This window comes from Myxococcus sp. AM010 (assembly GCF_013372585.1).
Lineage (GTDB): Bacteria > Myxococcota > Myxococcia > Myxococcales > Myxococcaceae > Myxococcus > Myxococcus vastator.
In genome coordinates this window covers 1-22397 of record NZ_JABXEO010000076.1, presented here as the reverse complement: position 1 = coordinate 22397, position 22397 = coordinate 1, and the positions used below count along the sequence as shown (strand labels likewise).

Annotated in this window: 21 protein-coding genes; 12 read left to right on the top strand and 9 right to left on the bottom strand. The window is 70.1% G+C overall.

Annotated features, from left to right (window positions below; genetic code table 11):
- Positions 1–6: 6 nt before the first annotated feature.
- From HV826_RS28105 to HV826_RS28095, 3 genes are all read left to right on the top strand, one after another.
- Positions 7–912 (top strand): transcriptional regulator, encoded by a 906-nt coding sequence (locus tag HV826_RS28105; RefSeq protein WP_255217450.1) that lies wholly within the window; start codon positions 7–9, stop codon positions 910–912.
- A complete protein-coding gene (locus HV826_RS37885; protein ID WP_176420044.1) occupies positions 909–3974 on the top strand; it encodes a serine/threonine-protein kinase in 3066 nt (1021 codons plus the stop codon). The genes HV826_RS28105 and HV826_RS37885 overlap by 4 nt, the downstream gene beginning before the upstream one ends.
- A gap of 86 nt (positions 3975–4060) precedes the next feature.
- Positions 4061–4678: a hypothetical protein gene (locus HV826_RS28095; protein ID WP_176420043.1), complete on the top strand. Its 618-nt coding sequence runs from the start codon at positions 4061–4063 to the stop codon at positions 4676–4678.
- 103 nt (positions 4679–4781) lie between these two features.
- Here HV826_RS28095 and HV826_RS28090 read toward each other — a convergent pair whose 3' ends face one another.
- Positions 4782–5495, bottom strand: coding sequence for a class I SAM-dependent methyltransferase (locus HV826_RS28090; protein ID WP_176420042.1), 714 nt, complete (start codon positions 5493–5495; stop codon positions 4782–4784).
- A 116-nt stretch (positions 5496–5611) separates the two neighbouring features.
- Positions 5612–6460: a helix-turn-helix transcriptional regulator gene (locus HV826_RS28085; protein ID WP_368671007.1), complete on the bottom strand. Its 849-nt coding sequence runs from the start codon at positions 6458–6460 to the stop codon at positions 5612–5614.
- Between the two features lie 93 nt (positions 6461–6553).
- Here HV826_RS28085 and HV826_RS28080 point away from each other — a divergent pair, with 93 nt between their 5' ends.
- Entirely contained in the window at positions 6554–7534 is a 981-nt protein-coding gene (locus HV826_RS28080; RefSeq protein ID WP_255217449.1) for a Xaa-Pro aminopeptidase, read from the top strand.
- 91 nt (positions 7535–7625) lie between these two features.
- Here the strand turns inward: HV826_RS28080 and HV826_RS28075 are convergent, their stop codons facing one another.
- A complete protein-coding gene (locus HV826_RS28075; RefSeq protein WP_255217456.1) occupies positions 7626–8489 on the bottom strand; it encodes a hypothetical protein in 864 nt (287 codons plus the stop codon).
- Between the two features lie 239 nt (positions 8490–8728).
- On the opposite strand from HV826_RS28075, the gene HV826_RS28070 reads away from it, so the two are divergent.
- A complete protein-coding gene (locus HV826_RS28070) occupies positions 8729–10138 on the top strand; it encodes a discoidin domain-containing protein (protein WP_176420039.1) in 1410 nt (469 codons plus the stop codon).
- A gap of 97 nt (positions 10139–10235) precedes the next feature.
- Here HV826_RS28070 and HV826_RS28065 read toward each other — a convergent pair whose 3' ends face one another.
- Complete coding sequence (locus HV826_RS28065; protein WP_255207756.1) at positions 10236–10544, bottom strand: DUF2917 domain-containing protein; 309 nt, start codon at positions 10542–10544, stop codon at positions 10236–10238.
- Positions 10545–10751: 207 nt separating this feature from the next.
- Between HV826_RS28065 and HV826_RS28060 the strand changes: the two genes are divergently transcribed.
- Positions 10752–12188, top strand: coding sequence for a PLP-dependent aminotransferase family protein (locus tag HV826_RS28060; RefSeq protein WP_176420037.1), 1437 nt, complete (start codon positions 10752–10754; stop codon positions 12186–12188).
- On the opposite strand, the gene HV826_RS28055 is transcribed toward HV826_RS28060, so the two are convergent.
- Positions 12185–12901 carry a hypothetical protein gene (locus HV826_RS28055; protein ID WP_176420036.1) on the bottom strand — a complete coding sequence of 239 codons (717 nt, stop codon included), beginning with the start codon at positions 12899–12901 and terminating at the stop codon, positions 12185–12187. The genes HV826_RS28060 and HV826_RS28055 overlap by 4 nt on opposite strands.
- A gap of 81 nt (positions 12902–12982) precedes the next feature.
- A complete protein-coding gene (locus HV826_RS28050; RefSeq protein WP_176420035.1) occupies positions 12983–14818 on the bottom strand; it encodes a metallophosphoesterase in 1836 nt (611 codons plus the stop codon).
- A gap of 185 nt (positions 14819–15003) precedes the next feature.
- On the opposite strand from HV826_RS28050, the gene HV826_RS28045 reads away from it, so the two are divergent.
- Positions 15004–15468: a thioesterase family protein gene (locus tag HV826_RS28045; protein WP_176420063.1), complete on the top strand. Its 465-nt coding sequence runs from the start codon at positions 15004–15006 to the stop codon at positions 15466–15468.
- Positions 15469–15500: 32 nt separating this feature from the next.
- On the top strand, positions 15501–16271 hold the full coding sequence (locus HV826_RS28040; RefSeq protein ID WP_176420034.1) for a class I SAM-dependent methyltransferase: 771 nt from the start codon (positions 15501–15503) through the stop codon (positions 16269–16271).
- Between the two features lie 35 nt (positions 16272–16306).
- Here HV826_RS28040 and HV826_RS28035 read toward each other — a convergent pair whose 3' ends face one another.
- On the bottom strand, positions 16307–17419 hold the full coding sequence (locus HV826_RS28035) for a hypothetical protein (RefSeq protein ID WP_176420062.1): 1113 nt from the start codon (positions 17417–17419) through the stop codon (positions 16307–16309).
- 161 nt (positions 17420–17580) lie between these two features.
- Between HV826_RS28035 and HV826_RS28030 the strand changes: the two genes are divergently transcribed.
- Positions 17581–17964 carry a DUF962 domain-containing protein gene (locus HV826_RS28030; RefSeq protein WP_176420033.1) on the top strand — a complete coding sequence of 128 codons (384 nt, stop codon included), beginning with the start codon at positions 17581–17583 and terminating at the stop codon, positions 17962–17964.
- On the opposite strand, the gene HV826_RS28025 is transcribed toward HV826_RS28030, so the two are convergent.
- Positions 17961–18410, bottom strand: a complete 450-nt coding sequence (locus HV826_RS28025; protein ID WP_176420032.1) for a DUF4265 domain-containing protein — start codon at positions 18408–18410, stop codon at positions 17961–17963. The genes HV826_RS28030 and HV826_RS28025 overlap by 4 nt on opposite strands.
- Positions 18407–18928: an HNH endonuclease signature motif containing protein gene (locus tag HV826_RS28020; protein WP_217918816.1), complete on the bottom strand. Its 522-nt coding sequence runs from the start codon at positions 18926–18928 to the stop codon at positions 18407–18409. Before HV826_RS28020 ends, HV826_RS28025 begins: the two co-directional genes overlap by 4 nt.
- 236 nt (positions 18929–19164) lie before the next feature.
- On the opposite strand from HV826_RS28020, the gene HV826_RS28015 reads away from it, so the two are divergent.
- The 3 genes from HV826_RS28015 to HV826_RS28005 form a co-directional block, all read left to right on the top strand.
- Positions 19165–20049 (top strand): methyltransferase domain-containing protein, encoded by an 885-nt coding sequence (locus HV826_RS28015; protein WP_176420030.1) that lies wholly within the window; start codon positions 19165–19167, stop codon positions 20047–20049.
- 112 nt (positions 20050–20161) lie between these two features.
- Positions 20162–22225, top strand: coding sequence for a carbon starvation CstA family protein (locus HV826_RS28010; RefSeq protein WP_176420029.1), 2064 nt, complete (start codon positions 20162–20164; stop codon positions 22223–22225).
- 10 nt (positions 22226–22235) lie between these two features.
- The coding region (locus HV826_RS28005; protein ID WP_407938440.1) for a YbdD/YjiX family protein at positions 22236–22397 on the top strand (162 nt) is incomplete at its 3' end.

The following is a 22397-nucleotide window of genomic DNA, read 5'->3' as shown; positions in this document are numbered from 1 at the left end:
CATCTCATGTGTACGGACAGCGCTCTTCCCGAGGAGATTCTCGAGACGGTTCTTCGTTCGATGGACACCGCCGCCGCGGGCCGCTTGCGCTCCGCGCCGGAGGCGCCGCGGGCGCTCGCCCTGGCCTTCCGTGAGGCGGCCTCCCTTCAGTGCTCGGCGCCCGAGCCCCTGGTGTTCGCGCGGCACCTGGGGGCACGGCTCTCCGAGGCGGAGGACCCCGTCGTCGCGCTGGAACGTTTGCACGCACGGGACCTTGCCCTTGCGCTCGCCTGCGCTCGAGGGACGCCGGGGGCGGCGGACCTCTTCGAAGCGCAGGTCCTGCGCAAGCTGCATGGCTCGCTCGCACGGCTCCATTCCTCGCCCACGTTCGTGGATGAGGTGCTTCAGGCGCTCCGGGGAAATCTGCTGATGCCTCGGCCCGACTCGCCGCCCCGGCTCCTTGGCTATGCGGGCGTGGGGTCGTTGTTGCACTGGGTCAACATCTCCGCGGTGCGCCTCGCGCTCCGGATGCGAAAGGCCCAGGGGAAGGAGGCGCGGGTGGACGCGGAGATGCTGGCCGCGGACCCCGCGCAAGGCGGGCTGGAGCTGGGGCTGGTTCGCGAGGAGTCCCGCTCGCACGTGCGCGCCGCCTTCGTCCAGGCGGTGGCCTCCCTGGACGACGAGGACCGGGAGTTGCTCCGTCTCCACTTCGTCGAGCATCTGTCGCTGGCGCGCATGGGGGAACTCTACGGCGTGCACAAGTCCACCCTGTCCCGGCGGCTGTCCGGGGTGAAGGCGCTGCTGGAGACGCGCACCCACGAGGGGCTGACGGAGCGGCTGTCGCTCTCCCAGGACGAGCTGGACAGCATGATGCGGGCCGTTCATGGCCGCCTCGACGTGAGCCTGTCCGGACTCCTGGCGGCGAAGGAATGAGCTGCCCGGACGAGAACGACCTCGCGCGTCACCTGGAAGGCCAGCTCTCCTCCGAGCGTGAGCAACAGGTGCGTGCCCACGTTGCCGGCTGCGCCGAGTGCCGGAGCGTGCTCGCCGCGCTGAGCCCGGATGAGGCGCGGACCTCCTTCGCGGGCGTGGGGCCGCTCGCCACGGGCACGCGGGTGGGGCGCTACGTGGTGCTGGGGCTGCTGGGCGAGGGCGGCATGGGCCGGGTTCATGTCGCGTATGACCCCGAGCTGGACCGCAAGGTGGCGCTGAAGCTGCTCAAGCCGGAGCGGTTCCAGGAGGACTCGCTGGCCCTGGCGCGGCAACGCCTGGAGCGCGAGGCCCGCATCATGGCGAAGCTGTCCCACCCGCACATCGCCAGCCTCCACGACGTGGGCGAGTACCAGGGGCAGCTCTTCCTGGTGATGGAGTTCCTGGAGGGCGGCACGCTGCGGCGCTGGCTGGCGGAGCAACCGCGCCCGCTCCGGGAGGTGCTCGAGCGCTTCCGGCAGGCGGCGGATGGACTCGCCGCGTCGCACGCGCTGGGCATCGTCCACCGGGACTTCAAGCCGGACAATGTCTTGCTGACGAAGGGGGGCCTCGTCCGCATCACTGACTTCGGCCTGGCCAACGCGACCCTGGTGCCCGGAGCGGCGGCTCCCGGCGCGGTGACTTCGGCGTCCCTCACCGTCACGGGGACCTTGCTGGGCACGCTGGCCTACGGCGCGCCCGAACAGCTCCGCGGCGAGCATGGTGACGCCCGTTCGGACCAGTTCTCCTTCTGCGTCGCGCTCTACGAGGCGCTCAACGGCCAGCGTCCCTTCGAGGGAAATACGCGTGAGGCCTTGCTGGAGCAGGTGGCGCGGAATGCCGTGCGGCCGGAGCGCGCCGGTGTCCCCGCGTGGCTGCGGGCCGTCGTCCGGCGCGGGCTCGCCGCCGACCCCGCGGAGCGGTTCTCCTCCATGGAGGCGCTGCGCGCGCGGTTGTCCCGGGACCCCGTGGCGCGCAGGCGCACGGTCGCCCTGGTGATGCTGGGCGCGGTCCTGACGGGGCTGACTGTTTTCGGGTTGCTGTCCAGGCAGCCGCCTCAAGCGCTGTGTCAGGGCAGTGAGCGGCACTTCGCGGGCGTCTGGGATGCGCGGATGCGGGAGTCCACCCGGAGGGCCTTCCTGGCCACGAGCGCCCCGGACGCGGAGGCGTCCTTCTCCGCGGTGGCGGCGGCGCTGGAGCGCTGGAAGCTGGACTGGACGCGCGAGCACCAGGAGGCCTGCGAGGCCACGCGGGTCTGGGGTGAGCAGCCAGACCAGGTCCTGGGCCTGCGCATGGCCTGCCTCGACGAGCGGCTGGAGGAGGTGACCCGCGTGGTGGCGGCGCTCCAGAAGGCGGATGCCCGCACCGTGGCGCGCGGCTTCGGGCTGGGGGGCTCGTTGGCGAGCCTGCGGCGCTGCTCGGACGTGAGGACGTTGATGGAGGCCGTGGCGCCTCCGGAGGACCCGGCCGTGCTGTTGGAGGTAACGGCGGTCCGGGCGGAGCTGGCCCGGGCGAACGCGGGGCTGCTCGCGGGGCATACGCCAGAGGCGTTGAAGGTGGCGCTGGCGGCACGGGAGCGGGCCGTACGCACGCGCTACCGCCCGCTGGAGGCGGAGGCCCACCTGCTGTGCGCCACGCTCCAGGAAGACGCCAGTGCGTTCGAGGATGCGCGAGCCTCGCTGGTCCAGGCCGGCCTCGCCGCGGAGGCGGGGCGCCATCATGCCGTGCTGGCCCGGGTGCTCTATGTCCAGGCGTGGTTGAGTGGCCATGACCTGGGACGGACACAGGAGGCCTGGGCCTCTCTGAACCGCGCTCAGGCGGTGGCTGAGCCGCTGCGCGACCCCGAGTTCGACGCGCTGTTGAGCTATGTCCGCGCCGAGTTGTTCGAGCAGGAGGGACGTTTCTCCGAGGCGGAGCCACTGCTGCGCGAGGCGCTGGACCGCGTCACGGCGAAGGGCGTCTCCTATGCCGCTGCCCGCGCGGAGCTCAACGGACGTCTGGGCTTGCTGGCCCGGCATCAGGGCCGGCTCCTGGAGGCGAAGCGCTGGCAGGAAGAGGCGCTGCGGCTTCAAGAGGACTTGCATGGCCCCGACCACCGCGACACCGCCCGGGCCCTGGTGAACCTGGGCGGCACGCTGGCGCACGCGGGGGAGCTGGCCCGCGCGGAGGCCGTCCTGCAGCGGGCGCTGGCCAGCCTCCGCCGCAGCCTGGGCGAGGAACACCTCGTGGTGGCGCGCACGTTGTCCAACCTGGCCGTCATCTATTTCGAGTGGGGGCGGGGTCCGGAGGCGCTGCGCGCGGCGGAGCAGAGCCTCGCGGTCGCTCGCAAGAGCGTGCCGCCGGAGGGCGCGGACGCGGTGCTCATGGGCATGACGTCGAACCGGACGGGGGTGCTGGGCGAGCTGGGCGCGCGCGAGGCCGAGCTGGAGCAGGCCCGGCGCAGCCTGGCCCACCGTGAGCGCGTGTACGGCGCCACGCATCCGGAGGTCGCGTTGGACCTGCACGAGGTGGGGCGGCTGTTGCGATTGCTGGGGCGCGCGAAGGAGGCTCGGGGCTTCCATGCGCGCGGCGTCGCGCTCCAGGAGTCGTTGCTGGCGCGAGGTGCGCTGGAGGGGGAGGGGCTGCGCTGGCTCGCGGATGCCCTGCTGTTCCTGGGGCGCGTCGAGGAGGCTCGGGGCCACGCGGAGCGGGCGCTCGCGAGGCTGGAGCGGGACTGGGGGCCGGTGGCGCCGGAGCGCATCAAGGCGCTGGTGCTGCTGGGCGACATCCATCTGGCGAGGCGCGAGCCAGCGGAGGCGGCGGCGCCCTTGAGGGCGGCGCTGGCGGCGCTCGCGAGCGAACAGGTGGCGTCCGCGCGGGTTCCCCTGGCGCGGCGGCGGCTCGCCCAGGCCTTGCGTCTGTCCGGGGCGTCTGGCGAGGCGTGTCAGGAGGCGCGCAGGGCGTGGCTGGAGTGGGCGCCCTGGCGCAAGGCCTACCCCGGTGAAGTCGCCGAGGCTCGAGCCGAAAAGGACCGCTGTCCGCGCTAGCCGTCCGATTTCGACGCAACGATGACTCCCGGGCTGTCTCTTTGTCGTGGGGCAAATCCCCATGAACCTTTTTCCGGGAAGTTCCGATGAAGAACCTGACGCGTGCGTTCGTGCTGTCGCTCTCACTCCTCGCTGTGGCGTGTGGTGACTCCAAGGGAGACGACAAAGACGGTGACGGAGGAGGAGGCGGCGGCGGTGACGGAGGCGGCGGCGACGCGCTCCAGTGTTCCGCGGTGGGGTGGTGCACGACGTGGAGCGCGGACACCACCGAGGTGACGAACGCACCGCCGCTGACGGGGGGCACCCTCCGGGAGGGCACCTACCGCGTCGAGCAGGGCCGCGGCTACGACGCGGCGATGGTCCTCCGTGGCAGCTCCGTCATCCTCCTGGGGGGAAGCTGGAACAACTACCTGGGCACCTGGAAGGTGAGCAACGGGAAGCTGGAGCTGACCCGGGCCTCCGCGTGCGACGACTCCAGCGAGGGGCCGCTGGACAACCTCTTCACCGAGGTCCACGCCTTCGCGGTCCGGGGCGACGAGCTCTTCACCCAGGACCAGGACAGCTCGGGGGGGGCCATCCTCCGCTGGAAGCGGGTGAATGACCTGTGTGAGGAGAGCGCCTCGTTCAAGTGCCGGAGCGGCATCTGCTCCTGTGCCACGACGACGAACAGGCCCATGACGGGGCAGCCGAGCTGCAGCGGGTGAGCGCCAGGGCTCACTCTCACGTGCTCCTCCTCCGTGGCGTGAGCCTGTGGGCGCGCGCGGCCGGACTCCTCCGGCCGCCCGCTCCGGGTTCGTCCGGTCGCGCTCAGGGCGCGTTGCGCGCCAGGAAGACCTTGTACTGAAGCGACACGAAGAGGGTGCGAGGCTCCACCAGTCCCGCCCTCGCGAACATGTCGAAGAGCGCGGCGTCGGAGGGGATGGGCTTCATCTGGGCGGACATCTGGCGCCGCCGCTCCAGGGCCTCCGGGGAGACGCCGCAGGCCCGCAGCCGCCGCAGCTCGATGTCCGTCAGCACGGGGTCCATGCCGACGCGGCAGCCCAGGACCAGCGGCGCCCCCGGCTTGAGACGCCGCGTCACCTCGCGCAGCAGCGCCATGCGGGCCTCCTCGCCCTCCACGTGGTGGAGGACGCCCATCACCTGCGCGCCGTCGAACGGGGCGCTGGCGGGCAGGGTGTGCAGCGCGCCCTGGTGCAGGTGGGTGCGTGAGCGCAGCCCCTCGTCCTCCAGCCGCTTGCGAGCGACGGCGAGCATGGGCTCCGAGGGCTCCACGCCCGTGAAGCGCCAGCCCGGAACCTCAAAGCGGTGGTAGGGCACCAGCTCCGCGCCCGTGCCCACGCCCACGAAGAGGATGGATGCGGCGTCCTGCCCGTCGAGCTGGGCCGTCAGCGCGCTGGCGCCGAGTTCATAGATGGCTGGCGCGCCCGCGAGGTTGATGGCGGCCTGGGCGTCGTAGTGGGGGGCGCGGTCCGCGCCGAAGCCCGCAACGACGAGGTGGTGGGCGGAGTGCTCATGCGTCATGCGGGGACCTCGGGGGAAAGCAGATGGAGCCCGAGGATGCGTCGCGGCCTCGATGTTCGGGAGAGCGGGGATTCAGGTTGAATCGGCGGGGACGCGAGCACCGCCCGCCGCGGCGGTCAGGCGGGCTTGAGCGCGCGAGCGCGGTAGGCACGAGGCGAGAGACCGAACGCTCGCGTGAAGCTCGTCGTGAAGTGGGACAGGTCCCCGAAGCCGGCCTCCAGGGCGACATCGGTGATTCGCGCACGGCTGCCGCGCAGCGCCGAGGCCGCCATGCCTAGCCGCGTGGCGATGACGAGCTGGCGGGGTGTCTGCCCCGTCACTGCTCGGAACATGCGCAGGAAGTGAAAGCGCGTGAGCCCCGCGACGTCCGCGAGCGTGTCCAGCGAGCAGTCCTCCATGAACTTTGATTCGAGATATCGCAGGACCCGGGCCACTCTGCGCGCCTGGAGGTCGGAGACCTCCACCCGTGTCTCCGTCGGGTTGCTTCCCAGCGTCACCCCCGCGTCCACCACCGCCAGTGCCGCCTCTCGCAGGTCCTCCACCTGGCCACTCTCAAGTGCTTGTCGCGCCAGGAGGACGGCGTTCACCGAGGTGAGCGACGCCGGAGCGCAGACGCGCGCGAAGGGGCGCGTTGCTCGCGAGGAGCGTCCCAGCGAGCGGAGGGCATCGTCCAGCAGCGCGTCCGAGCACTCGATGACGAGCGAGCGGTCTCCACCATCATCGACGTGCCGGAACTCATACGGCGCCGCCCGGTTCCCGAGCAGCAGCGCGCCCGGCCCCACCACCGCGACCCCCTCGGGGCTCCGGACATGGAACGCGCCGGACAGCACGACGCTGATGCAGACCCGAGCGTGCTCGCCGCCGAAGATGGGACTTCGCGTGCCTGCTCGGCAGACACAGTCCCTGATGTCGACGGCGTCGTCCGCGCTGAGCGCGTGATAGCCAGGAGCCCGCTCGGGAAGCACCGCAACATTCCCAAAGTTTCGCCTCATGGGCCGATGCTATCCCGACCGCCGTGGTGCTGAAGCAAGGCCCAGGAGGAGCCGTACATGGCGGGGATGTCGTCGATGCGAGGCGTGCTCTTGATGATGACGCTCTGGGAGCTGGGGTGTGGCGCACACGGTGGGCGGCCCGCGGAGGCGCTGAAGCGTCAAGAGGGCACCTGCACGCCCGAACTCTACGGCGCGGGGCTCTTCACCACCGGGGCCTGGGACTTCTTCATGGCCTTCTCGCCAGACCAGCGACGCGTGCTCTTTGGCAGGGCAGATGACCGCTTCGAACAATATACGCTCTACGAAACGCAGCTGACCGCTGAAGGGCACTGGTCCCGTCCGGTGCTCCCTCGCTTCGCCACGGAGTGGAGCAACGCGGACCCACACCTCTCGCCCGACGGGCGCACGGTGTACTTCATCTCGAACCGTCCCGAGCCTGGGGAGCAAGGCCCCCGAAGCTCGTATGACATCTGGGCCGCGTCGCTGGGCGCCGACGGAGCATGGGGGGACGCGCGACGCCTTCCGGCCCCCGTCAATGACAAGCACCGCGACGAGTGGTCACCAGCCGTGGCCGCCAATGGCAATCTCTACTTCGGGGGTGAGCGAGACGGCACCCTGGGGGGCAGCGACCTCTGGGTCTCCCGCTGGGTCGACGGCGCCTACCAGCCGCCAGAGAACCTGGGGCCCGCCATCAACTCGTCGGTCCATGAGCTCGAGCCGTGGATTGCGCCTGATGAGCGCTACCTCATCTTCAGTGCACTGCGGCGGGAAGACGGCCTGGGCGGATACGACTTGTTCCTCAGCCGCAAGGTGGATGGCGCGTGGACGCCTGCGCGCCGGCTCTGCGAGGGCATCAACACGCCCGCGAGCGACTACAACCACAGCGTCTCCCCCGACGGGAGGTGGCTCTACTTCAGCAGCACGCGCCCCTTCACGGGTGACGTGGGGGCACGTTTCGATGCGCCACGGGATGACAGCGCCGTCCAGGGCATTGGCCGCGGCACGGGGGACATGTACCGCATCCCCATGAGCGCGCTGGGGTTGTGAACCCGGCAGCGGAGCACATCCTGGCCGCCGGGTTCCGCAACCTGCGCGAAGTGCTTTGCGTGCGCCGGCGAGGAGAGGGGCGGCCTGGGGCTCACCCCTCCTTCACCCAGGCGCGGAGCTTCGGGCATGGCAGGGTCGTGGCGAGCGACTCTTCCATGCTGCGCTCATAAATCGTGATGGCGCCCGGCAGGTCGGAGCCCGCGATGTCTCCGACCGCCTTCATGGCACCGCGGATGCTCGGGTCGACGCGCGCGCCGTGCTCGGCGAGGAAGCGCTTGATGGTGGCGCGCCATTCCACGCCGGCCCGCGGCTGTTGAGTGACTTTCAGTGCGGAGAGTGACTTGCAGAGGCCGCTGTAGAAGTCGCGCAACCGGGTGGCTGCCGCCGTCCGTTCCGCCTCCGTGGTCCGGAACCGCGCCCACAGCTCTACCTGCACCCGCTCGTCAGGGTTCGCTGGGAAGCTCGGGAAGGACCAGGCTGTCAGCTTCTCCTCCGCGCAGCGGGTGTCGAGGAACATCGACCGCACGTCATGGGCTTCCGGCCCCCTGTCTTCCCCCAGAATCGTGCCGTCCGGCTTCAGGGTGAAGCGCACCCGGAGGCGGTCATCCGTGTCGGGTAACGGCTTCCAAGGCACGAACTCCAGGGCGTTGTCCTTCTTGCGCTGGATGGAGACCAGGCGCATGCAGGAGGCCAGTGTCTGACTTTGGCTGTCGAAGGCGCGCCGCACGGCATCAGGTGACAGGCCCGGCGAGGTCTCCACCCGTTCCGCCGGGGAGACCTCCGCGGCCTGGGCCGTGAGGAGTGAAGGCACGAGCGTGAAGAGCGCGGCGAGGCGGCGACAGTCAGGGACGCTGGGCATGATGGCGCGGACGATAGCAAGTCGGGGCATGGCATGGTCCAGGAGCCGCCCCATTGCTGTGGCCGCCAGCAAGCACGCAAAACCACAGGAGTCCATCACGAGCACGCGGCCGGGTGTCACCGCCGATGATGGGCGCGGCTCGAGGCGCCTTCCTGTGATGAATCAATGAATGCCTGGTGTTCACTTGGAGTGTGATATGACTCCGGGTCTCAAGCACCCCATTTAAATTAAAGACCGTTCTTCTTGAGTGTTTTCAGGATGCATGGTGTGTCGAGTGTTTGTTGTTGTTCTGGTTTCGGGCGCGCTCGAGCCACTATTCATTCACGGAGAGGAACATGACTTCATCCCTGACATTTCGCCGCGACCTGCTCATCGGTCTTGCGTGCGCCGCGCTCGTCGTCGCGTGCGCGCCTCAGGAAACCACCAGCACCGACTCGCGCGAGGACAGTGGCCTTGACCAGGCGACGCTGGCGCTGAGCAGTCCGCCCAATCTCGCGCTCGGCAAGCCCGCGTCCCAATCGAGCACGACCCACTCCGCGGATGCGTCACGCGCGGTGGATGGCAACACTGAAGGAGCCTTTGACCAGGGCTCGGTCACCCACACCGACAACACCTGGCAGCCGTGGTGGCAGGTGGACCTGGAGGGCGTTCACGCCATCTCCTCCGTCGTTGTCTACAACCGCACCGATTGCTGCTCAGAGCGGCTCCAGAACTTCCGGGTGCGGGTCTCCGATGATGGGCTGAACTGGCAGGACTTCTCCTTTACGGGGATTGCTCCTGCGCAGTCCGTGTTCGCCATCAACCGTACGGCGCGGTTCGTCCGCGTGCAGCTCGACGGCACCGCCCCCCTGAGCCTCGCCGAGGTCCAGGTCCTTCCGGCTCATGGGAACGTCGCGCTCGGCAAGCCGGCGTCCCAATCGAGCACGACCCACTCCGCGGATGCGTCACGCGCGGTGGACGGCAACACTGAAGGGGCCTTTGACCATGCCTCGGTCACCCACACCGACAACACCTGGCAGCCGTGGTGGCAGGTGGACCTGGAGGGCGTTCACGCCATCTCCTCCGTCGTTGTCTACAACCGCACCGATTGCTGCTCAGAGCGGCTCCAGAACTTCCGGGTGCGGGTCTCCGATGACGGGCTGAACTGGCAGGACTTCTCCTTTACGGGGATTGCTCCTGCGCAGTCCATTTTCGCCATCAACCGTATGGCGCGGTTCGTCCGCGTGCAGCTCGACGGCACCGACCCCCTGAGCCTCGCCGAGGTCCAGGTCTTCGGTGTGCCGCCTTCGCCCTCCGAGCTCCTCATCTCAGTCGACACGGCGGGATGCAACACCAACGTGGCTATCAACAATGCCATTGGTCAGAGCTTCCGTGTGAACGGGGCAACTGACCTTGACAAGATTGAGGTCTGGATCAAGCCGGAGCTCTACTACACGACTTCGTACGCCATGGAGGTGTACGACGGAGAGGGCACGGGCGGCGCGAAGCTCGCGACCTCTCCGACGACGGTGACGCTGGGCTCGCTGACAGCCGGGGTGCCCGCCGCCTTCCGCGGTTTCTCCTTCACCCACCAGGGCGTCACGCTGCAGCCTGACCGCGCCTATACGTTCAGGCTGGTGCGGATGTCCCAGTATTCTGGCGCCTTCTCCAAATGCGACGACGTCTATCCGGGGGGATGGCAGTACTGGCTGGGGTACAGCCCGGATCGTTTCAACGACGTATCCTTCAGGTTGTACGGCTCATAGCAACAGGCGCGCGCACTGACTCACTCCGGGCTTTCAATGTGGCCCGGAGTGAGGGCCCATCGTGTCAGTGCGCGGGAAGACATGAACCGGGGCGGGCTCAAGAGCGCCCGGCTTCGCCGGTTCGTCGCGAAGGACTCGGGGCGGTCAGGCAGAAGCGTGAAGGCCGCAGGGCCTGTACCACCACATGCCCCGCGTGCTCCAACCGCAGGGTGTCCCCGGGCCACAGGACGTAGTCACGCGCGTCGCCCTCCCGGGTGAGCCACAGCGTACCTTCCGCGCAGGTGAGCGTCAGGGGCTCATCTCCGCGCGTGCGCACGCTCCACGGGGTGCCCTGGGCCAGCCGCATCGGGCCCGTGTTCAATGCAGGCCGCGTTCCCCACCGCAGCCGCTTCGTCACCTTCCTCATCCAGTCCCACATCACCGCGTCCTCCAGGGGCCAACATGCGCCCCCTGGCGGTTGCGGAACAGATTCAGCCAGATGAGATTGTGACCGGCACAATTTGGCCCTGACAGGCTGTGCTGGTCGTCATCGGCGGGAGCTGTATCTGGGCAACGGGCCCGTTTTCGTCTCCGATGCCGGCCGTGGTGGAAGCGGCTCACTTTGGGAGGCGCCATGGGCGCGGTGGCACACAAAGCAAAGCTCTACGAGCAGGTGGCCGAGCGGCTCGCGGATGCCATCTCCGCGGGGACCTTGCAGCCTGGAGACAGGCTGCCGTCCGTGCGGCAGCTCAGCCTGCGCGAACGGGTGAGCATCTCCACCGTCCTCCAGGCCTACCTGCACCTGGAGTCCCTGGGGCTCGTCGAGACGCGCCCCCAGTCCGGCCACTACGTGCGCCGCCGTGAGCGCCCCCGGCTGGCGGAGCCCCAGGTGTCCCGGCCCGCGTCCAGCGCCACGGCCGTCACCGTGAGCGGGCTCGTCGCGAGCGTCTATCAATCCATGGGGGACGACCGCATGGTGAAGCTGGGCGCCGCCTCGCCTTCGCCGGAGCTGCTGCCCGTCCGCAGGCTGTACCGCGAGCTGAACGCGCTCAGCCGCGAAGCGCGCGACCGGAGCATCCTGTACGACGTGCTGCCCGGGTGCCTGGAGCTGCGCCAGCAGCTCGCGCGCCGCTCCCTGGACTGGGGCTGCTCGCTGTCCGCGGACGACTTCATCACCACCTTCGGAACGTCCGAGGCCATCCACCTGTGCCTGCTCGCGGTGGCGCGGCCCGGGGACACCATCGCCATCGAGTCCCCCGCGTACTACGGGACGTTGCAGGCCATCGAGGCGCTGGGCCTGCGCGCGCTGGAGATTCCCTGCTGCCCGCGCAACGGCATGCAGATGGAGGCGCTGGAGGCGGCGCTGACGCGGCGGCGCATCGCCGCGGTGCTGGTGGTGCCCAGCTTCAGCAACCCGGTGGGGAGCTGCATGCCCGACGTGCGGCGCCAGCGGCTGGTGAACCTGCTGGATGCGCATGACGTGCCGCTCATCGAGGACGACATCTACGGCGACCTGCACTTCGACGCCGAGCGCCCGCGCTCATGCAAGGCGTTCGACACGCGCGGCAACGTGCTGCTGTGCAGCTCGTTCTCGAAGACGCTCGCGCCGGGCTTCCGCGTGGGCTACGTGGCGCCGGGCCGCTTCCGGGAGCGGGTGGAGCTGCTCAAGTTCTCCACCTCCGTGACGACCGCCACGGTGCCCCAGTATGCGATTGCGCGCTTCCTTCAGAGTGGAGGCTACGACAGACACCTGCGCTCCCTGCGCCGCCGGCTCGCCGCGCAGGTGGAGCGCACGGCGGAGGCCGTGGCGGAGTCCTTCCCCGAAGGCACGCGCGTGACGCGGCCCACGGGCGGCGCGCTGCTCTGGGTGGAGCTGCCGCGGCAGGTGGACGCGCTGGTGCTGCATGCGAAGGCCCTGGAGGCGGGCATCAGCATCGCCCCGGGGCCCATCTTCTCCGCGCGGATGGAGTCGTATCGTCACTGCTTCCGGCTGAGCTGTGGCCACCCGTGGACGCCGCGCATCGAGGCGGCGCTGTCCACGCTGGGGGCGCTGGCGCGCGGCCTGGTCTAACGCGCGAACAGCAGGCCCGCGCCTTCCCGGGCCGCCCGGTCGACGGCGCGGGCGATGGCGTCAATCGCCGGGGCGGGGGCGCCTCCCCTGCCGGTCCGTGTCAGCTTCAGGCGGAGCGATGTCATGAAGCGGCCCTTGCCGGTGAGCGGCGGGTAGTCGGGGGCCTCGCCCAGGTACTGGCGCAGGTCGTCGCGTACCTGCCGGACCTCGTTGGACGTCCAGTAGCCCATGGAGGGGAAGTTGCGCCGCAGGCCGATGCCCTCCGCCACCACGCGGTCCGGGGCCCGGCCCCAGACGAGGTGCCGCCACAGCTCAAACGTCCGCTTGGGGCAGTTCACCGCGATGACGACGTCCGAGGCGCGGACCTGCTTGTCGGTGGGCTTGAGGTCCGTCGCCAGCTCCATGCCCTCCGGGGTGCCCGTCTCCTCGCGGGTGAAGTAGTCGGACAGCTCGTCGAGCAGGTCCAGCATCGTGTCCGCGTGGCGGGTGGGGGGCTTGCGCAGGGACTCGGAGCCTTGCTGGAGCAGGTGGTCCACGAAGGCGAGGAGGGCCTTGAGCTCCTCGTCCGAATCGATGTCGGCCAGCTCCTCCGCGCTCAGGTGCTCCGTGTTCTCCCGCCAGAGCCATTCGCGGAAGGCCGCGAGCCGCGCCGGGGTCAGCAGGGGCACGAGCCCTTCGGGAGGCGTCAGATAGATGAAGACAGGGGCGCTCATGGCCTCTGTCTACTCCGGACTTGGACGCCTGGGGATGGCCGAGGCGCTTCCGGGACGGTGGGCGGCCGGTGGCGGCACGGCTCACACGCGGATGGGAGGCTCGATGAGCACGGGCGCGGTGGCCTTCGGGTCATCCGGGTCGAACGCGGGCGCGTAAGGCCCCGCGTGGGTCTCCTTCCACTTGCGGGGCACGCGCTCAAGGCCCACGGGGAAGACGGTGAGGCGCCCGTCTTCACCGATGCGCAGGCGCAGGAAGTTCTTCCAGTCCGGGAGCGCGAGCGAAATGAAGGCCTCGTTGGAGTGCGCGCCGAAGCGGTTCACGCTCAGCCACAGGTACAGGCCCATGACGAAGGGCCCCACCAGGAAGCCGCCCAGGAAGGTGAAGCCCGAGGACAGCAGGAACTTGCCCGCCAGGTGCCACCAGCCCGCCTCGCAGTGGATGCCGTCCGCGGAGATTTCTGGGCACACGCCCAGGCAGCTCACGGTGAAATAGGTGGCGCCCCAGGCCACGAAGAAGGCCGCGGCGATGTGCCCGAGCCCATGGAGCGTACCCGCCAGCGTGCGCCACTTGCCGAAGGCCGAGTCCGCCAGCCCGATGAGCCCGGCGATGGTGCCCATGCCCAGCACCAGCGTCCACGGCCGGGCCACCATGCTGTTGGCCACCGCCAGGATGACATCCGAGAGCTGGGACATTCCGAAGGAGCCCACCTCCGCGTAGGCCGCCAGCGCCAGCAGCAGGTACAGCGCGCCCGTCAACAACCCGAACAGGGGACTGTGGCGGATGAGCAGCAGGTTCTGCCGAGCCAGCTTCCGGGACGTCCATTCGTCCGGGAAGCTCTTCTGCAGCGTGTAGCCGTCCCGCAGGACGTGGGCGGAGGGCGCGTGCGTGGGATGGAGGAACGCGCCGCCACCGCCCGCGGTGATTTTCTGCCGCCCGCCAGCGTCCTCGTGCCGCCGGTAGTGGTGCAAATCGCCCGCGAGGAAGACGTTGATGCGCCGGCCGAACACCTTCTCCTGGAGGTACTCCAGGTTGTTCTCCAGGTAGCTGCCCTTGCGCCGCTCGGTGGCGGCCAGAATCCAGGCGGGCTCCGCGTTGCAGAGGATGATGCGGTCGTCGGGGCCCATGTGGCTGGCCACTTCGCGGAAGTACTCCACCTGCGGCACGTCGATGTCGCTGTTGAGCTGTACGTCCGTGCCGATGAGCCACCACCGCTGGGGCAGCTTCAGCGCGAAGTAGCTGCGGCTCTGCCGCGTGCGCCGGCCGGCAATCCACCGGCTCGCGCAGAACAGCCGCAGGAAGGCGCCGAGCCCGTCGTACCAGTCATGGTTGCCCGGAATCACGAACAGGTCCGGGCTGGGCGCATGCGAGCGCCGCATGGCCGCCTCATAGGGCTGCACCAGCCGCTCGTCGTACACCTCGCGGCTGGCGCCGGGGTACACGCCGTCACCGCCGAAGACGAGCAGCCGTCCTCGCTGCGTGGCGTGGGGCTCCGCGGAGGGCTGGCCCTGCACGGGCAGCGTCAGCTCTGGCAGCGCCAGCAGCCGCGCCACCGCGTAGGTGGAGTTCCAGCCGTCGCCGGTGTCCGACACGTAATCCAGCCAGAAGCCGCCCTCCGGCATCGGCTCCTGCGAGTAGTCGAAGTAGGGCACTTGCGGCCGCACCACCGCTTCGATGAGCCGGTGGTCCGCGCGCGCGCCGAAGACGGCCGCCACCACCGCGTCCAGGCCCGTGCGCAAGAGCTGCGCGGGGTGAAGCCAGCGCACCATGTCCGCGCGCTTCCGGCGTTGCGCCGCCAGGCTCCGGTCCGACGCCGGCAGGCCCTCGCGGGGGGACAAGGCGTAGGGGCGCAAATCCTCGGCGGGCAGGTCGGCGCGTGGCGGCTCCAGCGGCTCCACTGGCTCACGTTCAGCGGCCATGAGCGGGCTGCTCCAGGAAGGGGCCGGTAAGGACGGTGAAGCCGAGCCCGGGGGCCGCGGGCGAGGACGTGTGCAGTCGTGAACGCATGGCTGTCCTGGATTACCACGGCCGTGGCCCTCGCCTGGAGGCCAGGCGGGCGCGGTTCGCGGTTCCCTGGGGCCGCCGGGTGGGGCACCCTGGGGACATGCCGGACTCGCCGCTCAAGGATTTCCCGGTGGTTGTCTCCTTCCCCCTCCACTGGGGGGAGATGGACGCCTTCGGCCACGCCAACAACACGCGCACGTTCACCTGGTTCGAGACCGCCCGCATCCACTACTTCGCGCGCATCGGCCTGACGGGCCCGTCAGGCGCCGGGGACGCGCGGACGAACCGCGACGGCGTGGGGCCCATCCTGAAGGCCACCAACGCGGAGTACCTGCGTCCCGTCCTCTTCCCCACGCGCCTGGTGGCCGGCTGCCGCGCCACCCGCATCGGCACGTCCTCCCTCACCCTGGAGCACGCGGTGGCCGGAGAGGACGACGGCGTCATCTACACCCGGGGCAGCTGCGTCATCGTCACCCTGCGCTACGCCACGCACGAGAAGGTCCCCGTGCCGCCGGAGCTCCGCGCGGCCATCGAGGCGCTCGAGGGGCGCTCCTTCAGCTCGTGAGTGAGCGGCGGTCTCCGAGCGGCGCGCCGTCCATGAGCGACCTGGCGCTGGGGTTCTACGAGGGCATGGCGGAGGAGTATCACCTGCTCTTCGCCAACTGGCCGCAGACGGTGGAGCGGCAGGGCGCCATGCTGGACGCGCTGCTGCGCCGCTGCGAGGCGCCGCCGCCCCGGCGCGTGCTGGACTGCGCGTGTGGCATCGGCACCCAGGCGCTGGGGCTGGCGGGCCGTGGCTACACCGTCCACGCCACCGACTTGAGCCCCGCCGCCGTGGCGCGCGCCGAGCGCGAGGCGCGCGCGCTGAACGTACACCTCACCACGGGCGTGGCGGACCTGCGCACGCTGGACGCGCAGGTGGAGGGCACCTTCCCGGTGGTGCTGGCGCTGGACAACGCGGTGACCCACCTGCTGACGGACGAGGACCTGGACGCGGCGGCGCGCGCCATGGCGTCGAAGCTGGCGCCCGGCGGGCTGGTGGTGCTGAGCGTGCGCGACGCCGACGCGCTGGCGCAGAGCCAGCCCCGCTTCACCTCGGAGCGGCTCCTGGAGGCGCCCGAGGGCCGCCGCATCCTCTTCCAAATCTGGGACTGGGCCGCGGACGGACGGACGTACACGGTGCGCCAGTTCATCCTCCGCCCCGAGGGAAAAGGCTGGCACACCACCGAGCACACCGGCGTGTACCGCGCGCTCCAGCGCGTGGATTTGGAGCGGGCGCTCACGCGCGCGGGGCTGATGGATACGCGCTGGCACACGCCGGAGGAGACGGGCTTCCATCAGCCCATCCTCACGGCGCGGCGGGCCTGAGCTTTCGCGGGGAGGCACGCCTCGCCGCGTGAGGCTCAGGCGCCGCCGCGCTTCGCGTCCGCTGGGGCGTTCGGGTGGCGGGTGAGCAGCAGGCGCAGGGGGGGCTGACGCCGCACCGCCTCTTGCTTCAGCAGGTGCGCGATGAGGGCCGGCGGGGCCGCGCTCCAGCGGGCGATGTTCTGGATGAGCATGGGCGAGCGGTAGGTGCGGCCGCACAGCAGTGACGCCGTCTTCCCATCCACCGGCAGGCCGATGAGCGCCGCCAGCGCGCGGCCCTCCGTGTTGAGGATGAGCTCCACCTTCTCCTCCGCGGGGCCGCTGGCGAAGCGCTGGCGGAGCACCTCGCGCGCCGCGCGCCGCGTGGACTCTGGCACGTCGCGGTCATTGCCTACCTTGTGCAGCTCCATGAGCCGGCGCGCGCTCCATAGCCGCCGGAAGAGGCTTGCGGGGAGCTGCGGGTTGCGCACGAGCCAGCGCCGCACCCCCGTGTCCGCCGCGAAGGCCGCCCGGGCGCACAGCGCCTCCAGGCCGACGGGGTTGCGGTGGTAGCGCGCGACGAGTCGCGCATGGGGCAGGCCCGTGCGCGCGTTCTCCAGCACGGCCTTGATGACGGCGGGCACCGGGTCGAAGCACAGCGCGGAGAGGACGGGGTCCTCCGCCGCGTGGGCGTGGGCGATGCGCTGGTCCTCGGGAAGCGGGTGCAGCCGGAGCTCGAAGAGCTGGCGGTAGTTGCCCAGGGCGACCTCGGGCTCGTCCTCGGCGTCAGTCGCCGCGGCGGGGGCGGACGCGGCGTCCTGCGGGGGCAGGTCCGCTTCGGGCGCGGCGTCCAGCGGCGTCAGGTCGAGCACCGGGAGGTCCGCTTCGGGCTCGATGGCCGCGGGGGGCGCCCGCCGCTGGGGCTCGGAGGCCACGGGTGGGGAGGTGGCTGGACGCGCCGGGCTAGAGGCGGGCGTGGGCAGCAGCGCGCCCTGGGTGACGAGCCGGGAGAGGATGATCCGCAGCCGCTCGGGGGGCAGGCCCGTCAGCGCGGGCAGGTTCCGGGCAGGTGTGGCGCCGTCCAGGCGGGAGAGCACGAAGCCCTCTTCTGGACTGAGCGCCAGCGTCCGCAGGTCGACCGAGGGGTTCGGCTTGGGCATCCACTCCGTCATGGCTCCAGAGTCTTTCATGACCTGGAGGACTCGGGCAGGTCCGGGCCGGGGCGAGCGACCTGTGACTGGAAAACATGACGGATGCTGGACGGCCTGCCCGGCGGATGGGCGTGCGGGGAGCACCCTTGCCTGTCCCTGCCCGTGGGCCCTAACTTCACACCATGTCCGACCGCATCGAGACCTATGCCGAGTTCTGGCCGTTCTACCTGCGGGAGCACGCGCTGCCCTCGACGCGCTGGCTTCACTTCACGGGCACCACCCTGGGCGTGGGGCTGGGCGTGACGGCCGCCGTCACGGGCCGCGGCGCGCTGGTTCCGGCCGCGCTCGTCGCCGCCTACGGCTTCGCGTGGTTCAGCCACTTCGTCATCGAGCGGAACAAGCCCGCGTCGTTCAAGTACCCGCTCTGGTCGTTCATCTCCGACCTCCGCATGGCGGGGTTGATGGGCGCCGGACGGCTGGCGCCACACCTGGAGCGCGCTCGGGCGGGAGGCCTGGGCTCGGGCGAGGCGGCCCGCGCGGTGCCCGAGGCGCAGCAGGCCCGCTAAGGCAGACACGCCTCCTCGTAGCCCCAACGCTCCTCGTCTTCACCTTCGTCCAGGAGCGGCTTCAAGGCGTCGAGAGAGACCGTGGGCGGAACATCCACGGAGATGAGCCCGGGGACATGGCTTTTCTCGACGGCGCAGCCCTGCTTCTCCAGGAGCGCCTTGACGGAGGGGACCTCCTCCTCGTCGTAGATGATGAGGCGCAGGGTGGCATGCCCCGAGGGCCGGACGACCTTCTGGAACAGGAGCTCTCCGTCCACGAGCTTGGCGGAGACGACGTCTTCGCAGGCGACGCCCTTCGCGAAGAAGGGGACGTTGTCGAGCTGGAACAACCCTTCTCCTACAGGGCGCGCCCAGAGCCCCTCGGAGTCCGCGGGGGGGTAGTCGTCCTCGTCCTTCTCCAGCTCGAAGATGACCTTGACCCGGTCATCGCCATCCGCAGTGCTCATTTCGACTTCCCGTCGCAAGAGTGCCTGTTGCCCTTCTTGAGGTTGCACTTCCGGCAGAGCACCTGTCCATTCTCCACATCCCCCGCGCCTCCCTTCGACCTGGCGCGCTTGTGGTCGACATGGGCCTCGTTCGACGGAGGCGTCACGCCCTTCTGGTGCCTCTTGCCGGGGACCGTCTCGACTTTGCAATTCACACAGCGGATCTTTCCGTCATTCTCCTTCGCGTTCCGTTCCTTCACGGTGTCCTTCTGCCGCTTCGTGAAGGCCTTTCCGGACCGGTCCTTCTTGTCCTTGTCCTTGTCCTTGCTCGAAATCCCCGCCTGACCGTCAGGAATGGCGGACTCAAGGAGCGGAACGGGTTCAAAGGGCGAGGGCGCCGCGGGGACCTCCATCGTGGATGGCGTTGCGACCGCGACCGCGAGCAGGACCAGATATAGAGTGTTCATCAGGACACTCTCGCATGTGCGAGGCTTTGGTGGCAGGTGTGAGGAATCGCGGCGACCCGCGCGGTGGCGCACGGCCTTCCATTGACCCTGCGCACAGCGCCGCTGAACTGGCCGACACCTCCCTCCATGACGCAGTCCCGGGGCTTCGAGGAACCAGGGGCTGGGCCGCGACCTACGGGAGAGCCATCTCTCGGCTCGTCCAGCAGGCACGCTGGCACCCAGGGCAGGCGGGCGCCGGGGCGCATTGACGCGTCCGGGACGCTCTCCCAGAATCCGGCTCGTTTCGGGCATCCGCCCGGGGGACCTCCGTGAACCTGCTGACCCGCGTAAAGAAGAGCGTCCGGCACCGCGCCGCCTACAAGGCGTCGGGGCCGTTGTCGAAGCTGCTGAGCCTGACGGGGTTCGGCCGCTATGGCCCTGGCCCCCAGCTCAAGCAGCCGGAGCCGCTGCGCCAGGCTGGCATCCCCGTCGAGCCCTACCGCTTCGACGTGGCGGAGCTGGAGCGCTTCTGGGACGGGCTCCAGGCGCACAACGCCACCATCCGGCACTTCTGCGGCTTCCAGCCCTACTGGGAGAAGCGGCCACAGTACTACTTCACATGGAAGCAGATTGAAGCGCTGGTGGCGCGTGAGGACGCCGTCTACGTGGACATCGCCTCCACCCCGAGCAGCCCGTACCTGGATGTCGTTCGCGAGCTGGGTCGGACGCGGAACATCTACGCGCAGGACCTCGTCTTCCCGCCGGGCATCCACGGCCACCAGATTGGCGGCTCGGCGGCGGAGCTCCCGCTCGAGGACGGCTCGGTGGACGCGATGACGCTGCACTGCTCCTTCGAGCACTTCGAGGGGCGCGCGGACACGGGCTTCATCCGGGAGGCGGGGCGTGTGCTCCGGCCCGGAGGAAAGGTCTGCATCGTCCCGCTGTACCTGGGCGAGTACGCCTTCACCATGTGTGACCCCGCGTGGGGTTACGACATCCGCCGCGACGCGGAGCCCATCATCCATCTGTTCCCGTGCTGGGGCGAGCGGCATGGCCGCTTCTACGACGCCGTCACCTTGAAGGAGCGCGTCCTGGCGCCCGCGCACGCGGCGGGCCTCACGTCCCGCGTCTTCCACTTCGAGAACATCATGGACCTGCACCCGACCTGCTACACGCACTTCGGGCTCGTCCTGGAGAAGCCCGCGAAGGGGTGACGTGCGCCACGTCCCTGCATTTGTTACCCCGGGTGCGGAGCCCGGGCTATAGCCGCCCGTGGGCCGGTGCCCGCCGCTCGCAGCGGCATGGCGCCGCCACACGGAGGCACGCATGGGTGGAGTCGCGCGGAAGTTGGCCTGGGTGCTGCTCGCCGCCGCGGGCGCGGTGAGCCTGGGCACGGTGGCCCTGCACCGGGGCGAAAGCATCAACGCCATCTGGCTGGTGGTGGCGTCCGCCTCTGTCTATCTCATCGGCTACCGCTTCTACGGCCGCTTCGTGGCGCGCAAGGCGCTGGGCGTGGAGCCCTCGCGCGCGACGCCGGCGCACCTGCGCAACGACGGCCTGGACTACGTGCCCACGGACAAGTGGGTGCTGTTCGGCCACCACTTCGCCGCCATCGCCGGCGCGGGCCCGCTGGTGGGCCCGGTGCTGGCCGCGCAGATGGGCTACCTGCCCGGCACGCTGTGGATTCTGGTGGGCGCGGTGCTGGCGGGCGCGGTGCAGGACTTCGTCATCCTGGTCTTCTCCGTGCGCCGTGACGGCAAGTCCCTGGGCGACATGGTGCGCCTGGAGCTGGGGCCCGCCGCCGGGGTGACGGCGATGATTGGCGTTTTGATGATCATGATGATCATCCTCGCCGTGCTGGCGCTGGTCGTCGTGAAGGCGCTGGCGCACAGCCCCTGGGGCACCTTCACCGTCGCGATGACGATGCCCATCGCCGTGCTGATGGGGCTCTACCTGCGCTACCTCCGCCCCGGCCGCGTGCTGGAGGTCTCCATCGCGGGCTTCGTGCTGCTGATGTTGTCCATCTGGCTGGGCGGCCACGTCGCCGGGCACCCGACCTGGGGCGCCGCGTTCACGTTCGACGCCAAGGCGCTGGCGTGGATGCTGATTGGCTACGGCTTCTGCGCGTCCGTGCTGCCGGTGTGGCTGCTGCTGGCGCCCCGCGACTACCTGTCCACCTTCCTGAAGATTGGCACCGTGCTGCTCCTGGCAGTGGGCATCCTCCTGGCCGCGCCGGAGCTGCGGATGCCGGCGGTGACGCGCTTCATCGACGGCTCGGGGCCCGTGTTCTCCGGCGGGCTGTTCCCCTTCCTGTTCATCACCATCGCCTGCGGCGCGGTGTCCGGGTGGCACTCGCTCATCTCCTCCGGAACGACGCCGAAGATGCTGGCCAACGAAGGGGACGCGCGGATGGTGGGCTACGGCTCCATGTTGATGGAGTCCTTCGTCGCCATCATGGCGCTCATCGCCGCGTCGGTGCTGGACCCGGGCGTGTACTTCTCCATGAACTCGCCGCCGTCGGTGATTGGCACCACCGTGGAGGAGGCCGCGCGCACCATCAGCCAGTGGGGCTTCGTCGTCACGCCGGAGGTGCTCAGCCAGACGGCCAGGGACATCGGTGAGTCCACCATCCTGTCCCGCGCGGGCGGCGCGCCGACGCTGGCGGTGGGCATGGCGCAGATTCTCCATGGCCTCGTGTCGGGCGAGGGGATGATGGCCTTCTGGTACCACTACGCCATCCTCTTCGAGGCGCTGTTCATCCTCACCACGGTGGACGCGGGCACGCGCGTGGGCCGCTTCATGATTCAGGAGCTGGCCGGGCTGGTGTACGCCCCGCTCAAGCGCACCGAGTCCTGGACGGCCAACATGATTGCCACGGCCCTCTGCGTGGCGGCGTGGGGGTACTTCCTCTACCAGGGCGTGGTGGACCCGCTGGGCGGCATCAACACGCTGTGGCCGCTGTTCGGTATCGCCAACCAGATGCTGGCCGCCATCGCGCTCACGCTGGCGACCGTCATCCTGGTGAAGATGAAGCGGCAGCGCTACGCCTGGGTGCCCGCCGTGCCCGCGGCGTGGCTGGTGCTCTGCACGCTGACGGCGGGGTGGCAGAAGGTGTTCGGCGACGACGTGCGCATCTCCTTCCTGGCCCATGCGCGGGCGTTCTCCGCGGCGGTGGCGGAGGGGCGGGTGGTGGCGCCCGCGGCGTCCGTGGAGGAGATGGAGCGCATCATCACCAACGACTACCTGGATGCCGCCCTCACGAGCGTGTTCATGGTGCTGGTGGTGGCCACGGTGCTCTTCGGCGTGCGCGCCGCGCGGGCGGCCTGGCGGTCCCCGACGGCCACCGCGAAGGAGTCACCCGCCGTGCCGCTGCCGGCGGAGGTTCGCTGACATGGCCGCCGTGTGGGCTCGGCTGGGGCACGCGTGGCGCCGCGCGGTGCAGGTGGCCCGGCTGATGATTGGTGTTCCGGACTACGACACCTATGTCGAGCACATGCGCCGCCACCACCCGGACCGGGAGGTGATGAGCTACGCCCGCTTCTTCGACGAGCGGCTCCAGGCC

Bases quoted from the DNA above. Each gene is read 5' to 3' on its own strand.
- HV826_RS28105 (WP_255217450.1), top strand. From the start codon at position 7: ATGTGTACGGACAGCGCTCTTCCCGAGGAGATTCTCGAGACGGTTCTT.
- HV826_RS37885 (WP_176420044.1), top strand. From the start codon at position 909: ATGAGCTGCCCGGACGAGAACGACCTCGCGCGTCACCTGGAAGGCCAG.
- HV826_RS28095 (WP_176420043.1), top strand. From the start codon at position 4,061: ATGAAGAACCTGACGCGTGCGTTCGTGCTGTCGCTCTCACTCCTCGCT.
- HV826_RS28090 (WP_176420042.1), bottom strand. From the start codon at position 5,495: ATGACGCATGAGCACTCCGCCCACCACCTCGTCGTTGCGGGCTTCGGC.
- HV826_RS28080 (WP_255217449.1), top strand. From the start codon at position 6,554: ATGTCGTCGATGCGAGGCGTGCTCTTGATGATGACGCTCTGGGAGCTG.
- HV826_RS28075 (WP_255217456.1), bottom strand. From the start codon at position 8,489: ATGGACTCCTGTGGTTTTGCGTGCTTGCTGGCGGCCACAGCAATGGGG.
- HV826_RS28070 (WP_176420039.1), top strand. From the start codon at position 8,729: ATGACTTCATCCCTGACATTTCGCCGCGACCTGCTCATCGGTCTTGCG.
- HV826_RS28065 (WP_255207756.1), bottom strand. From the start codon at position 10,544: ATGAGGAAGGTGACGAAGCGGCTGCGGTGGGGAACGCGGCCTGCATTG.
- HV826_RS28060 (WP_176420037.1), top strand. From the start codon at position 10,752: ATGGGCGCGGTGGCACACAAAGCAAAGCTCTACGAGCAGGTGGCCGAG.
- HV826_RS28055 (WP_176420036.1), bottom strand. From the start codon at position 12,901: ATGAGCGCCCCTGTCTTCATCTATCTGACGCCTCCCGAAGGGCTCGTG.
- HV826_RS28050 (WP_176420035.1), bottom strand. From the start codon at position 14,818: ATGGCCGCTGAACGTGAGCCAGTGGAGCCGCTGGAGCCGCCACGCGCC.
- HV826_RS28045 (WP_176420063.1), top strand. From the start codon at position 15,004: ATGCCGGACTCGCCGCTCAAGGATTTCCCGGTGGTTGTCTCCTTCCCC.
- HV826_RS28040 (WP_176420034.1), top strand. From the start codon at position 15,501: ATGAGCGACCTGGCGCTGGGGTTCTACGAGGGCATGGCGGAGGAGTAT.
- HV826_RS28035 (WP_176420062.1), bottom strand. From the start codon at position 17,419: ATGACGGAGTGGATGCCCAAGCCGAACCCCTCGGTCGACCTGCGGACG.
- HV826_RS28030 (WP_176420033.1), top strand. From the start codon at position 17,581: ATGTCCGACCGCATCGAGACCTATGCCGAGTTCTGGCCGTTCTACCTG.
- HV826_RS28025 (WP_176420032.1), bottom strand. From the start codon at position 18,410: ATGAGCACTGCGGATGGCGATGACCGGGTCAAGGTCATCTTCGAGCTG.
- HV826_RS28010 (WP_176420029.1), top strand. From the start codon at position 20,162: ATGGGTGGAGTCGCGCGGAAGTTGGCCTGGGTGCTGCTCGCCGCCGCG.